The sequence below is a fragment of the Komarekiella delphini-convector SJRDD-AB1 genome, from assembly GCF_014831675.1.
Classification (GTDB): Bacteria; Cyanobacteriota; Cyanobacteriia; order Cyanobacteriales; family Nostocaceae; genus Komarekiella.
In genome coordinates this window covers 62,360-74,949 of the sequence record NZ_VJXY01000015.1, presented here as the reverse complement: position 1 = coordinate 74,949, position 12,590 = coordinate 62,360, and the positions used below count along the sequence as shown (strand labels likewise).

Genomic DNA, 12,590 nt, shown 5'->3' with positions numbered 1-12,590 from the left:
GACACAAGGCAACCGTTCTTTTAGAACGGTTGGGCAGTAAGACCCGCATAGCGTTGATAACTTTTCAAGGCACAGACGCAGCGAAAAGTTCTGTTCGCCTCCGGTCTCCGTCAGGAGAAGGAGGGTTAGCCCGACCTAGGAAACTTTTCAAGACAGAGAGGATAAGGAGTCTGAGATTTTAATACATCAAATTTCATCCCATGATTCAGCAACGCCGTAATTTTATAGTGGTAAGAGAGTATTTAAGTCCAGTATAAAATCTCAGCATCAGGATAGCGCCGTTGAATCTCATCCTCAAAAAAGCGCTTCATAGCCTTCATTGTGCCAGTATCGTAAACGTACTTAACGCCACCAAACTTGTTACGTTTGACACTGCGTTTTGCTTCGTCCATGTCTAACTTCGATTGGGGATACCAAGTTTGCAACACCTCTTTCGACCCTGGCGTAAAACGGTGGGAAATTAGCTCAAAAGTGAGGTCACAATCCATATCGAGCGCTTCACTAATCGAGTCAAACAATCGACTATAGTGCATTTGCCAATCATCTATAGGCATAATTGGTGCAATAACTAATCCTACTGGATACCCACCACCACCGCGCTCCCGTGGTAGCGCCAACTGCCGTAATGCCGCAAGCCGTGATGCTACCGACGCTGTACCACCTTCAAACTTACCAGAAATAGGTGCTGCATTAACGCTCATCCGGCAGCGAGTACGACCGTTGTGAGGTAAATCGAGTAAGCCATCCACCGCAGAGAATTTTGATACCCAGCGTAGATGTGCATCAGTCCGAGTACCAAAGTAACGGATACATTCAGTCAGACTACCAGTCAGATGCTCAATACCCAATGGGTCAGTGTAACAGCTGACCTCATAAGTTGTTACTTGGCCTGGTCGTTCATAGACTGCTAAATTCTCTAAGATTTGCGGTAAGTTCGCATAGGTGCGGATAACAGGCGGCCCCGATAAACTACCTGCAAGATAACAGTATTGGCAATGTCCAGGACAACCCTCAGCGATATGAAATTGCCAATCAGCAGATGGTGGGATAGGACTAAGCTTGAAATGGCTAGGTGGTGCAGTCACAACTGCCAAAGTACGCTTGGCAATATTGTAAGTCTCACGCTCGTCTTCACCGCGTAAACCTGTAAGGCGGTTGCGTGGTAGTTCTTCTATTGGTAAGTTTAGTGACTGGACACGTGCTAAAATGTGCTGTCCCCAAGGCTCGTCTAAAGCAGCAGGTGTAAACATTACCCGTTCAGGCATCCATAACCTTGCCGGTCGTGTTTGTGTGTCTGCTCCTGAAACATTGTCTGTAATTGTATTCAGCAACATTGTTCTCCGTTATTTGTCTTGCTGATATCTGCAAAAATTCTCTAGGATTTGTTGAATTCGTCGCTTTAGTAAAACTTCTGTTGAGGTAAAAGCGCTTTTTGTAGCTTAACTTTATTTTACAATCTTGACTGAGAACTCTCAAACTATAAATGAAACGGATTTTACTCATTTGAGAGTAGTAGTTTCCGGTTGCAATTGTTGTCTAGCTTGTCTGTTTTTAATGGTGGACTCCCAGTATTAATAACACGCTCCACAACCAATTTTTTGTAGTCTAGAGTCGGTGCTTGTTGTAAACTGTTGAGACATTGCAATACTGACAAGGTGATCAAGAGGTGTTACAACAATAAATCTACAAGTAATCAGTGGTACAGGTACAAGAGCGTAGACGCATTAGCGAAGCGGTAGCGACGTTCGCGTAAGCGTCTCCCGTTGGGAGAAGGAGCGTCAGCGGCTTGTCGCCAGACATCGCTAGTCAGTTGAGTTCATAAGAAGTGAGGGATATAATAACATGTTTGTACTAATACTATTCATACTACTTAATTAAGTTTGATACAAATGCTGGATAACATATAAACAGCCGATCTAATGTCATTTTTGAACTTTTAATAAATGTAAAGCTATGATTTCTCACGATTACGATGCAATTAATGTTGAAGAAAACCTGCTTCGACAAATCGAAATTAAAGAAAATCAGCTAAAAATTGCCCAAGAGTCTAATATGTTCTATGTGGCGGAAGCATTAGAAATTGAATTGCTAAAATTACGCTCACAATTACCAGAACCACAAGAGCAAGAATTGCAAGCATTGATGAGTTTGTTAGATGATTGAAGTTTGTAGTTAAAAAATGCGATCGCAGAACCCAAAAATACGATAATTTCTGATGTTAACGCTTGATTTTGATAAGAAATAATCAATAAAATAATTGCTCGTCAGCTTTAACATCAACCAAAAGGCAGAACTTTAGCTTATTACTTTCTAACTTTAGATAGTTTAATCTGTATAAAATAAATTTAGAACTAAAAGTAGGGGTATTAAATACTTTTGTTTTCTGTACATCTGTATGTAATACCTAAGTGCTAAATGGAGGTAGTCAATTATGGCAGCTCAAACAAACACTTCTGATTTACTGGTAGAGTTACCCGAAGAAGAACAGGAACTTCAAAGTGGAGGTTACTGGGGTCACTATGGAAGACCTTGGGGCTACTATGGCAAGCCTTGGGGTTGGGGTGGTAAACCTTGGGGTTGGGGTGGCAAACCTTGGGGTTGGGGTGGCGGTTGGCGATACTAAATTGACAAAGCCTTATTTAAACAAGCTTGTCATTACCTAACATTTTTGTAACAGTAAAATTGTCGCTAAACCATAGTCCGCCTGCGATTCAAACCGCAGGCTAATAGCCCAACTCCACGCTTGCGTAGATTCAAATCCTTTCTTAATCTTCTTTAGAAGACTTTAGCTATTAGCTTGGGAATTTATTCCCAAGCTAATAGCAATCATGCAATAAATTGATAAAGATGTGGATTAAGACAAGGACTTATAGTCCTAGGCGATTCTTTAGCTATTAGCATAAGGAATCATGAAAATTTAACCACAGATGAACACAGCGAAAAGTTCTGTAGGCAAAGAGAAGTCTGAGCGTCGGCTTCCGGCGAGCAGAACTTTTTCCAAGAGAAGACGCAATCATGCGAACGGGGTTTCCCAACCTAGGAAACTTTTTCAGATAGATAAACACCGATGTATCTGTGTTTATCTGTGTTTACTGTGGCTCTAAATAAAAGCAAAATATTTCATCTATAATCCTGCTTTTGAATACTCCCCAAACGAGCTGCATCACGAATGTTATATTCAGGACGAGTAAAGCGATTTATCTGCATTTCAAAGAAATCTCGATTAGCTTGTAAATGCCTGGGATTGGGGTCATCTAAAGGATATAAAAGTGCTGTCCGCAATGCCTGAATTACCGCAGAAGTAACACAATACATTGACCGTTGGAAACTAACCCCCAACTGAATCAACATATCTTCTTCACCACGGCAATGTTTGCTGTAGTAATCAACAAGATATGGAGGCAAAAAATGCAACATATCTTGCATTAGCAATGTAGGTGGAATACCAGCAGTACCAACTGGAAACACATCAGCGTACAGAATGCCATAGTGGAAGTCTTTTTGATCTTCTGGTACTTGACGTGCTTGAGCATTATAAGATTTTGTACCCCGGAAAGGAGCAGTACGATAGAAAACTGCTTCTACATAAGGTAATGCGGCTTCATATAGCCACATAAAGCCTTTAGATTTGGGGATAATTTCGTAACATTCGCCACGAATATAAACGTGATGATAAATTGGACGGCCTGCGATCGCAAATATACCATTGACTAAGAAACTCATCGCCTCTGGGACACTGGTAATTGTGCCTTCGTCATAGCGGTCTGACATTTCAAAGAACACTGGGGCCATGATTTCCCAAAACAAGCCCAGATTAGCATAGTAAGACATTTGGCGGCACTGTTCCAAAAACATATCTGGGAACAGCTTATAGAGTCCCAGCATCACTGGGTTGCCTTGGAAGTAAGCTTTAATTGCCCTATCAGCGTTGGCTTTGTATTCTTCTGAGTCTAGGTAAGGGTCAAATTGCCCACCCATTCCTCTATGCCACAGCATTGCTCGCATACAGGCTTCTGCAAATTCCATGTTAATGCGATCGTGGAATAAGTGATGCAACAACTTCGGCATTTTGAAGGTTTCACCTTTCTCGATAAATGCCAACAGTTCTGGATGGGCAGTAGCTTCACCTCGCCAAATTCGTAAATCAGCATCATCGCCAGCGTAATGATTATGCAATTCTAAATACTCTTTGGGCAAGAAGTATTTAAAAAAGGGCAACGGGTTTAAGAATTCGCGTTCAGCAATATAAAGCAGGTCACGCCAATAAAAGTCCATCGGCACGGCATAAGCTTTATATAAACCGATGATTTGCATCAGGTTTTCTGGCGTATCTGGCAACATCGCACCGCCAGCTTCTAGGCGATGAATTACTTCGGAAAATTCATGCGTGGAAGGAGGTAACTTAGTCGCTATCTTAATTGCTGTCATGGTAATTGGTGTTTACTAAATTGCGTAAATTTATAGCGAATCAAATTCCCAAACTCTGCGCTCCTTTGCGCTTAGCCCTGCGTTCCTACCCTGCGGGAAGGCGTTCGCGTAGCGTCTCGTAGAGAAGCGCCTATGCGTTAAAATTCCAACCCTCAATTATTTACCACTTGAGAGATTACGGTTTTTTCCAAAGAAGGAATTGCAGCTACCATTGCTGTTGTTGTAGGTTCACTCCAACGCACTAACCAAGTGGGTTGTACTCCTAAAAAGATAATCAGCGCTGCCAAAATTAGAGCTGGCATTTTCTCAGACCATAAAACTTTGGGATAGTAGGCTATGTTATCGAGTTTGCCAAAACAGGTGCGATTGAGGAGGATGACAAAATAAACTGCGGTTAATCCACTAGCCACTACACACAACAATGTGGGGATGGGAAAGACCGAGAAACTGCCTTGAAAAACGATAAATTCAGCGATGAATCCTGTTAAACCAGGAATACCAGCACTAGCCATCCCGCTTAAAACTAGCAAGGCACTAATTAGAGGTAAACCGCGTATGGGACTCATTAAGCCATTGAGTTTATCTAACTCACGAGTGCCAACTTTAGCTTCTACGACTCCCACCAGATGGAAGAGAATGGCGAGGATAATGCCGTGGCTAAACATTTGAGCGACAGCGCCAACAAGTGCTAGAGGAGTACCGGCGGCGCTAGCTAGCAATATATAGCCCATGTGACCGACGGAGCTGTATGCTACCATGCGCTTGATATCTTTTTGAGCGATCGCAATTACTGCTCCATAGATAGCGCTGATTGCTCCCCAAATTGCCAAAGTCGGTGCGATAATACTCCAAGTTTCAGGAAACATACCCAACCCAAACCGCAACAGTCCATAAGTTCCCAGTTTTGCCAACACGCCACCGAGAAGAATGGCAATAGGTGCTGAAGCTTCAACATAAGCATCTGGCAACCAAGTATGAAAGGGAATCAGGGGAATTTTGATGCCAAAACCTAGTACTATGCCTGCTAGTAGAAGGATTTGCTTTGCTGTTGATAGATTTTCTGTAGAGATTCCATCAACAGCAAAACTAGTAGAACCAGTTAACCATACCATACCCAAGAAGGTCGCCAGAATAAAAGCACCTGAAACAGCGGTATAAATCAGGAATTTGATCCCAGCATAAGCTCGCTTTTCTCCTCCCCAAATAGAAATTAGCAAATAGAAAGGGATTAGCTCAAGCTCATAGAACAAGAAAAATAGCAGCAAATTTTCTGCTAAGAAAGCACCGGCAACCCCACCACTAACTAATAAAACCATCGAGTAGAAAAGCCGGGGACGTTCAGTTTGTTGATTACTGCTGTAAATAGCAATCCAAGTGAGCAGGCTATTTAACACCAACATCAAAATCGATAGTCCGTCAACTCCTAATTGATAGCTTAAGCCGAGAGTTTCATTCCAGGGTAGGTACTCTTGAAATTGCATCTCTGGATTGCTGATATCAAATTTCACCAGGATAAAAATATTCCAGAGCAGAACTATTCCCGAAAAGAATAATGCTCCTAAACGAATCCGATTAGCGGAGAAACTTCCAGGTAATAATACTATGACAACTGCGGCTAAAATCGGAAGCCAAATTAATACACTTAACATGGTAATTTTAAATGGGAAAAAGCTGGTAATAAGTAGTGCTTCAAAATCTTTTTGTTGAAAAATTTAAAACTCAAACAAAAGATTTATCTTTTATTTTGAATGGAGCGATCGCATAGTATCTTACTAAGAGAAATCATAGTCATTAATCCTCATACAAATGACAAAAGACTAATGACTAATGACAAAAAACCTAACTAACTACATTGATTTTGCCAGTGTCCAAATCGTAATAACCACCGACTATTTTCAGCTTTTCTGTCTTGATTAACTCAGATAAAACTGCCGATGATTTTAACTTTTCAACTTGCGCTAAGATATTTGCTTTACAGGCATTTTCTAACTTATCTCCTGATTGTTTTTTTGAGCTTTCTACACTGGGTTTAATTGCCTCAAGCAAACTTCCAATTTGTCCTGGTACTTGAGCACCTTTAATCGCGGCATCTACTGCACCACATCTTTCATGTCCCACGACCATAATGACTTTAGAGCCTAATACTAAACTGCCAAATTCTAGGCTACCAATTTCTTCTTTTGTAGCAATATTACCAGCTATGCGGCAGACAAATAAATCTCCCAGTCCTTGGTCGAAGACAATTTCCGAAGGTACTCGTGAATCTGCACAACCTAAAATAGAAGCAAAGGGTTTTTGAACTTTAGCAACTTCTAACAAACGTGTATAGCCTTGGTTAGGATTTCGACGTTTTCTTTTCACAAACCTGTCATTACCGTCTAGCAATTCTTGCAGTGCTTTATCGGGGGTTATGTCATCTTTTGCTGTGGCTTGTTCGGGTGCAATCAAGTTTGAACCTATTCCTGCTGCCACTACTCCTGTACCGATCGCACCTGCACTAAACTTGAGTAAACCTCTTCTGGAAATATTTACTTGGGACTGTTTTTTGCTCACTTGCTTCTCCTCACAATATTAAAATGTTAGCCTGAATTTAAATGGTCACTACTACAAAAATGTAGACATTTAAAACATCAAATCTAAAAACTGTACTCCCCAGAATGGCCAAGTTACCCACATTCCTAAAGCGCTTACCCCTAAAAGAACTGTGAATGCATAAAACTGGGTTTGTCCAGAAGTACTGTACTTAAGACTTTCGCCACCTAATAGTGAAAACAAACCAACCATATTAACGATGCCATCGACTACAAAACGGTCAATCATATCGGCTAATTTGGAAATTTGAGCAACGCCGAAGATGACGGTCATCCGATAGAGTTTTGGTGTGTAAAAATCGTATGCCAGTAAGTCTTGTAAACCTTTCCAAGGCAGACGAATCGGTTTAGGAATATTGCCTAAATAAATCACACCACCAATGCTGCAACCGAAAATACTTGACCAAATTAAAAGTAGTGCAACATCCTTATTTATGATTGTCCAATCGGGTAGGAGTGATAAGCTTTGTAATATCAACGGAAGATGCAAAGTAAAGCCAAGTAAAATCACCATTGGCAGAACCATCGGCCAGTGAGCTTCAGGCGATCGCTCACTCATCTGCGTCGGTTTACCACCAAAAAGTAGACCGAATTCTCTGGTTAAACTAAAGGCTGTTAAAGCGTTGACGGCTATCACCACTCCTACTAACCAAGGTTGCGTTCCCCACAGCCCATCTGCTAACTTCATCAACGCCCAAAAGCTACCCAGAGGCGGAAAACCAATTAACCCCAAAGTCCCGAAAATAAAGGCTAATCCTGAGATAGGGCGGCGTGACCACAATCCACCTAATTGGGTGACGTCTTGGGTGATGCTATTCCAAATAATTCCCCCAGTACTCATCACCAACAAGGCTGCTGATATCGCATGGGTAAGTACCAACAATAGTGCTGCTTCGTCTTGCTGTACTCCCACGGCGATGAACACTAAGCCCATGTAAGCACTGACAGAATAAGATAAACAGCGTTTAAGGTCAACTTGAGCGATCGCAATTAAAGAAGCACCCACCGCTGTCACCGCCCCAACCCCTACTATGACTGAGGAAACTACGGGCGACAGAGTTAACACAGGTTGCAATTTAATCAGCACCCATGCACCACTAGCAACTACTACCGAGTTCCGCAAAATTGTACTCGGAACAGGGCCTTCCATCGCTTCATCTAACCACAAATGCAGGGGAAACTGAGCGCATTTGCCCATCGGCCCAGCAATTAAGGCTAAACCTACCAGCGCCATTGTCGTAGGATTGACATTCGCAGTCGCCGCCCATTGTGCTAGTTCTGGATAACTCCAAGTCCCAGCTAGGGGCCATAATGCTAACACTCCCATTAGCAAGAATAAGTCTCCCACCCGCTTTGTTAAAAAAGCATCTCTCGCACCTGAAACTACTAACGGCTGACTAAACCATAAACCGACTAATAAGTATGTTCCTAGTGTGAGAACTTCCAATATCACATAACTAAAGAACAAGTTATTACACAGAACAAGGGCGCATAATCCCGCTTCAAATAATCCCAACAAAGAATAGAAGCGTCCCCAACCCCAGTCCATTTCCATGTAGCCAATTGCAAATATCTGCGCTAACAAATTCAAGCCACAAATGACAACTAACGCGCCGACACTTACAGAGGAAATTTCTAAAGCAATTGTCAGGTCTAAACCAGCCGTAGATAACCAAGGAATAAATACTTCTTGGGGTGGATGATTCCAAGTTGCTTGTAATGCGATCGCACTATGAACGAACGCCAAAAATGTCATCACCAAATTGACATAACCAGCCGGTCTTGGCCCGGTGTGACGAATGATCCCCGGCGACCACGGCACAGCCAACAGCCCACCCATTAATGCATAGCACGGAACTAGCCAAACAGTCTCAAGTAGAAACTGAGCCATCAAAGCACCTCTAGATTTGCAGTCAAACTTCAGGGTTTTTAAATCAACAAACGTTGATCCCCTTAAACCCAGCTATCGCAGATAAGGTCAATTTATCTTTTTTTAATCTTCTTAAAAATAGCTTACATTATATATTTGCTCAAATGGAATAACTTAACTAAATAAATTAGCGATATTTAATCTAATTAATTCTTATATAATTGGGCATTTGATTTTACAATAATCACTATTATCTCTAATCTATGAATAAATAAAAGTTTACTCAATAGTTACGATTGATTTTTATTAATTGACATAAATGACAAGAGACGCTATTCATTGCGTCTCTGCAAGTCGGTTAAATATAAGCTACACTTTGACGATTTTGTCAACCTGGCAAGTATAAGCAACGAGCGCAGGTATTTGATCAACTTGGCTGATGGGGGCGGGTTTCATGTCCCGGTAGTCCAGCAGTTGGACTAAGATGAGGTAGGCGATCGCCAACAGAATAGAAATCGCGCCTGTAATAACGGCAACTATCTTCGAGCGGTTCATTAGTATTTCCTGTAATGTTTATTGTGCTGTGCCTATCTCTACATTAATACTTGAGAAACACACCACACACTTACTGATATATATCGCTCCGATTTCCGGGGCAAACTCTGAACTGGGGCAAAGAGCTTTTTATTGATACATAGGGCTGGCTCACAGTTATAAGCTTTGAGCTAGTTCCCTAGTTCTAACTTTAGGGGTTGAACAGCACTTTCAAGAATACGATGCGATCGCTAAAATAACAAAAATCGCACCTGTAACCCAATACGGTTCGGTTAAGATCCCCCCGCCTGTGGCGACCCCCTTAAAAAGGGAGTTAAAGAGGGTTATAAGCCCCCTTTTTAAGGGGGGTTGGGGGGATCTTCAAAATATTAAAACGTTAACCAAACCATGTTGACCTGTAAACCGTTATAGAATTTTGAGTAGGAATTAGATTGCAAAACTGTATGCCAGAGTCTCAGACTATTGAAGCAATATATGAAGATAGGGTTTTGCGTCCACTGCAAACACTAACAGGTGTGGCAGAACATAGCAAAGTTAAGATCACAATTGAGTACCAAGAGACTCTAACCCATCCACTGTTGCAGTTTGCAGGTATTATAAGCGACGAAGAAGCTGCATAATTGCAGTCTGTGATTCATCAGGAATTTGAGCAATGTAGATAATCTGACAGTAGAACAGTGGTAAATCATTAATAATATTTATGATTTTGTACTTTTAACAGACACTTCAACCTAAAAAGTTCAAAAATCAGTCTCTAATACTCATGAATGAATCTTTGAGGTTGACGCGAGATGCTTTGAGGTTCGCACGAGATGTTTTGAGATTAACGCGAGATGCTTTGAGATTAACGCGAGATGCTCTGAGATTAACGCGAGATGCTTTGAGATTAACGCGAGATGCTCTGAGATTAACGCGAGATGCTTTGACATTAACGCGAGATGCTTTGAGGTTCACGCGAGATGTTTTGAGGTTCAAAAGTCAAAAATATCTAACCTTCCTGAATTTACAGGGGTGAGGGTGTAGTAAAATTTACTCACCTCTGTACAGTTGAACATGGCTTTAGACTTCTCCGGTCAAAATCTCCGAGGACGCAACTTCAAAGGTAGACAAGACCTTGCGGGTGCAAACTTTAGCTATGCCGACATCCGAGGGGCAAACTTCACCGTCGCTAACCTTAGAAGTGCAAACTTCAGCCATGCAAAAGCTGGAGTGCAACACCATTGGGTAATTTTCCTAGTCCTTGTTTCGTGGTTTTTGTCGGGACTATCAGAGTTTTTATGGTTTATCAATGGTTTCTTGGTGTCGCGAATATTTAACACCTCTAACACGTCCGGCTTAGCGCTCATGGGTTGGACTGCTTTTATCGTATTGATTGCCTTCTTTTTTGTCGCGATTCGCCAAGGAGTAGGAGCCTTCGTCATAACCCTAGCTATAACCACAGCTTTCACTATAGCTTTCACCATAACCGCAGTTGTAGCCGAAAACATCGGAGTCATAGCCGGAGTCATAACTATAGTTGGAGCCATAGCTGTAGGCATAGTCATAGCCGGAGTCATAGCCGTAGCCGCAACCATAGTCGGAGCCATAGCCACAGCCATAGCCATAGCCGCAGCCGGAGTCATAACCGCAGCTGTAGCAGTAATCGGAACTGTAGCCGTAACTGTAGCCGGGGTCATAACCACAGCCGAAGTTGTAACCGCAGCTGCAGCAGTAATCGGAACTGTAGCCGTAACTGTAACCGGAGCATTACTTAGCTTTTATATAGGTTGGCAAGCTGTGGAAGGCGACGAACAATATTCCTTTGTTCGTAATTTCGCTGTCAACTTTGCTGCAACAGGAGGTACTAGTTTTCGTGGTGCTAATTTGACCAGTGCTGATTTTACTCAAGCTACGCTCAAAAGTACAAATTTCCGAAACGCTATTCTTATTCTTACCCTTTGGTATCAAGCGAAAATGCTTGATCTTATTCGTCCTGGTTTAACTTATCTTCAAAATTCACAAGTACGTCAACTACTAACTACAGGACAGGGACAGGATAATAACTTTGACCGTCAAAATCTGCGAGGTCTGAACTTACAAAAAGCTAACTTAGCAGATACCAGCTTTATCGGCGCTGACCTCAGTGAAGCTAATTTGCAAGATGCCGATTTGTCAAGAGCAAAACTCAAACAAACGCAGCTATATGCAACCGATTTAACAGGTGCAACTCTCACTGGAGCTTACATTGAAGATTGGGGCATTACGAGGGAAACTAAGTTGCATGGGGTGAGGTGTGAGTATGTCTTCATGCGCTTACCCACCAAAGAAAACCCCGACCCTCTCCGCAAACCTGATAATAAACAAGAGGTATTTGCAGACGGGGATTTTGCCGACTTCATCCAGCCAATTTTTGATACCCTCGACCTTTACCACAATCAAGGCGTTGACCCCCGCGCTATGGCGATCGCCTTCAAAAACCTCGCCGAAAACCATCCCGAAGCTCAGTTAGAAATCGTAGCGATGGAGAAACGCGGCGAAGATAAAATCTTGCTCAGAGCCAAAACCGCAGCAGGTAGCGATAAATCTCAACTGAGTGCAGAATATTTTGATGACTATAATCAACTCAAAGTTTTATCCCAGAGTCAGCAATTATTACTTGTAGAAAAAAGCGATCGCATTCGTAATTTAGAAAATATGATCACAACTGCACTCCAGCAGCCTAAATTTTATACACAAGGAGATACCAAAGTGTCTGATATCAGCGGCATCAATATTCAAGGCAGCAGTAACGTCAGCGGTATCGCTGGAAGTGGTTCTGTTGCTAATCTAGGAACCATCAGCGGTAATGTAAATATTGCGCTCAATCAGTTACCTGATTCACCAGAAGCAGATGAACCAGGAATTAAAGAACTATTAACGCAGTTGCAAGAGGCTATTTCCCAGTCTTCAGATTTGCCAGAAACAGACAAAGCTGATGCATTGTTACAGGTAAAAGCTTTAGCAGAAGCAGGTACAAATCCTCAAGAATCTACTAATCAGAAGACTGCAAAAAATGCAATCACCATGTTGAAAGGGATATTTTCTGGTTTACCTGCTGTTGCCACATTAGTTGAATCGACTAATAATTTATTGCCTGCGATCGCCAAACTATTCGGTTTAGGATAATA

At 42.0% G+C, this 12,590-nt stretch carries 11 protein-coding genes; 4 read left to right on the top strand and 7 right to left on the bottom strand.

Going from position 1 to position 12,590, the window contains the following annotated elements:
- Window positions 1-242 precede the first annotated feature (242 nt).
- The gene (locus tag FNW02_RS15405; RefSeq protein WP_225225679.1) at window positions 243-1,265 is read right to left on the bottom strand and encodes a spore photoproduct lyase family protein; all 1,023 of its coding nucleotides are present in this window, start codon (window positions 1,263-1,265) and stop codon (window positions 243-245) included.
- A gap of 688 nt (window positions 1,266-1,953) precedes the next feature.
- Here FNW02_RS15405 and FNW02_RS15400 point away from each other — a divergent pair.
- Together FNW02_RS15400 and FNW02_RS15395 are read left to right on the top strand one after the other, a co-directional pair.
- Window positions 1,954-2,163, top strand: coding sequence for a hypothetical protein (locus FNW02_RS15400; protein WP_191758404.1), 210 nt, complete (start codon window positions 1,954-1,956; stop codon window positions 2,161-2,163).
- 268 nt (window positions 2,164-2,431) lie between these two features.
- Window positions 2,432-2,623 carry a hypothetical protein gene (locus tag FNW02_RS15395; RefSeq protein WP_191758403.1) on the top strand — a complete coding sequence of 64 codons (192 nt, stop codon included), beginning with the start codon at window positions 2,432-2,434 and terminating at the stop codon, window positions 2,621-2,623.
- Between the two features lie 497 nt (window positions 2,624-3,120).
- Here the strand turns inward: FNW02_RS15395 and FNW02_RS15390 are convergent, their stop codons facing one another.
- The 5 genes from FNW02_RS15390 to FNW02_RS15370 form a co-directional block, all read right to left on the bottom strand.
- Entirely contained in the window at window positions 3,121-4,428 is a 1,308-nt protein-coding gene (locus tag FNW02_RS15390) for a CO2 hydration protein (RefSeq protein ID WP_191758402.1), read from the bottom strand.
- A gap of 152 nt (window positions 4,429-4,580) precedes the next feature.
- Entirely contained in the window at window positions 4,581-6,077 is a 1,497-nt protein-coding gene (locus FNW02_RS15385; RefSeq protein WP_191758401.1) for an NADH-quinone oxidoreductase subunit M, read from the bottom strand.
- 190 nt (window positions 6,078-6,267) lie between these two features.
- Entirely contained in the window at window positions 6,268-6,981 is a 714-nt protein-coding gene (locus FNW02_RS15380; RefSeq protein ID WP_191758400.1) for a carbonic anhydrase, read from the bottom strand.
- A 69-nt stretch (window positions 6,982-7,050) separates the two neighbouring features.
- The gene (locus FNW02_RS15375) at window positions 7,051-8,910 is read right to left on the bottom strand and encodes an NAD(P)H-quinone oxidoreductase subunit F (protein WP_191758399.1); all 1,860 of its coding nucleotides are present in this window, start codon (window positions 8,908-8,910) and stop codon (window positions 7,051-7,053) included.
- Window positions 8,911-9,258: 348 nt separating this feature from the next.
- Entirely contained in the window at window positions 9,259-9,444 is a 186-nt protein-coding gene (locus FNW02_RS15370; RefSeq protein WP_191758398.1) for a hypothetical protein, read from the bottom strand.
- 443 nt (window positions 9,445-9,887) lie between these two features.
- Here FNW02_RS15370 and FNW02_RS15365 point away from each other — a divergent pair, with 443 nt between their 5' ends.
- Window positions 9,888-10,064: an antitoxin family protein gene (locus tag FNW02_RS15365; protein ID WP_191758397.1), complete on the top strand. Its 177-nt coding sequence runs from the start codon at window positions 9,888-9,890 to the stop codon at window positions 10,062-10,064.
- A gap of 127 nt (window positions 10,065-10,191) precedes the next feature.
- Here FNW02_RS15365 and FNW02_RS15360 read toward each other — a convergent pair whose 3' ends face one another.
- The gene (locus FNW02_RS15360; RefSeq protein WP_191758396.1) at window positions 10,192-10,419 is read right to left on the bottom strand and encodes a hypothetical protein; all 228 of its coding nucleotides are present in this window, start codon (window positions 10,417-10,419) and stop codon (window positions 10,192-10,194) included.
- 78 nt (window positions 10,420-10,497) lie between these two features.
- On the opposite strand from FNW02_RS15360, the gene FNW02_RS15355 reads away from it, so the two are divergent.
- A complete protein-coding gene (locus FNW02_RS15355) occupies window positions 10,498-12,588 on the top strand; it encodes a pentapeptide repeat-containing protein (protein WP_191758395.1) in 2,091 nt (696 codons plus the stop codon).
- Window positions 12,589-12,590 lie beyond the last annotated feature (2 nt).

Excerpts from the sequence above, each read along its gene's own strand:
- FNW02_RS15405 (WP_225225679.1), bottom strand. The coding sequence starts at position 1,265 with ATGCCTGAACGGGTAATGTTTACACCTGCTGCTTTAGACGAGCCTTGG.
- FNW02_RS15375 (WP_191758399.1), bottom strand. The coding sequence starts at position 8,910 with ATGGCTCAGTTTCTACTTGAGACTGTTTGGCTAGTTCCGTGCTATGCA.
- FNW02_RS15390 (WP_191758402.1), bottom strand. The coding sequence starts at position 4,428 with ATGACAGCAATTAAGATAGCGACTAAGTTACCTCCTTCCACGCATGAA.
- FNW02_RS15395 (WP_191758403.1), top strand. The coding sequence starts at position 2,432 with ATGGCAGCTCAAACAAACACTTCTGATTTACTGGTAGAGTTACCCGAA.
- FNW02_RS15370 (WP_191758398.1), bottom strand. The coding sequence starts at position 9,444 with ATGAACCGCTCGAAGATAGTTGCCGTTATTACAGGCGCGATTTCTATT.
- FNW02_RS15365 (WP_191758397.1), top strand. The coding sequence starts at position 9,888 with ATGCCAGAGTCTCAGACTATTGAAGCAATATATGAAGATAGGGTTTTG.
- FNW02_RS15400 (WP_191758404.1), top strand. The coding sequence starts at position 1,954 with ATGATTTCTCACGATTACGATGCAATTAATGTTGAAGAAAACCTGCTT.
- FNW02_RS15385 (WP_191758401.1), bottom strand. The coding sequence starts at position 6,077 with ATGTTAAGTGTATTAATTTGGCTTCCGATTTTAGCCGCAGTTGTCATA.
- FNW02_RS15355 (WP_191758395.1), top strand. The coding sequence starts at position 10,498 with ATGGCTTTAGACTTCTCCGGTCAAAATCTCCGAGGACGCAACTTCAAA.